Here is an 849-nt window from a genome sequence, read left to right as displayed (position 1 = left end):
TAAGACCACCATAGGAGACAATTCCTGCCTCAACCATTGCTGTTCCTACAACTAGCCCTCCGACGATCCCAAAAGTCGTGGCAACGGAAGGTGGCAGTCGAATGGACGCTTCTCTAAGCAACTCTAAGGAAAGTTGCATAATCAATAACTCTATAAATGGCCGAAATGGTACGTAGCTCAACGAAGACTGTAACGAATAAACAAGCTCCAATGGAATTACTTCATAATGGAATGAAACGAATGCAATATATAATGCCGGTAGAATAAGTGCAATGATATAGCTGAATAGACGTATAAATCTAAAAAATGAACCTAACCACCAACGGGTAATATAGTCATCCGGTGTTTGAAAGAACGTCATAAATGTTGCTGGCAATATAATTACAGTAGGACTTCCATCTATAATTAAAGCAACCCTTCCGTCCTTTAAATTTGCTGAAGCTCGGTCTGGCCGTTCTGTAAGTAAAAGCTGGGGAAATGGAGTAACTGTATGATCTTCAATGCAATCCTGAATATCTCCTGCTGATCGGATGGAATCAAGCGTAATACTTTTTATACGTTGTTCAACCTTTTTTATGATTTCCGGATCTGTCAAGTGATCCAAATAAATTAGTGATACATTCGTTGTTGTTGAGGAACCCAATGTATACTTTTTAACCGTGAAATCGGGTGATTTTGTTACAGTACGGAGTAAAAAAATGTTTTTGTCTAAGCTTTCAACAAAACCTACTTTTGCCCCAAGGATTGTTTTTTCTACGATAGGCTCCGAAACTTCTCTATCGGTTGATGCGTTCGTTTTCAGCAGGAATCCTTCACTATTCCTGCCTTTTTTTATTAGCAGACAATAAC

At 38.9% G+C, this 849-nt stretch carries 1 protein-coding gene; it reads right to left on the bottom strand.

Translation table 11 applies throughout. The features are described 5' to 3' along the window. The coding region (locus F1560_RS21855) for a spore germination protein (RefSeq protein ID WP_149476707.1) at positions 1 to 849 on the bottom strand (849 nt) is incomplete at both ends.

The organism is Oceanobacillus polygoni, from assembly GCF_008304605.1.
Lineage (GTDB): Bacteria > Bacillota > Bacilli > Bacillales > Amphibacillaceae > Oceanobacillus > Oceanobacillus polygoni.
Note: the sequence above shows the minus strand (reverse complement) of the source record. Positions and strands in the feature narration are given on the sequence as shown.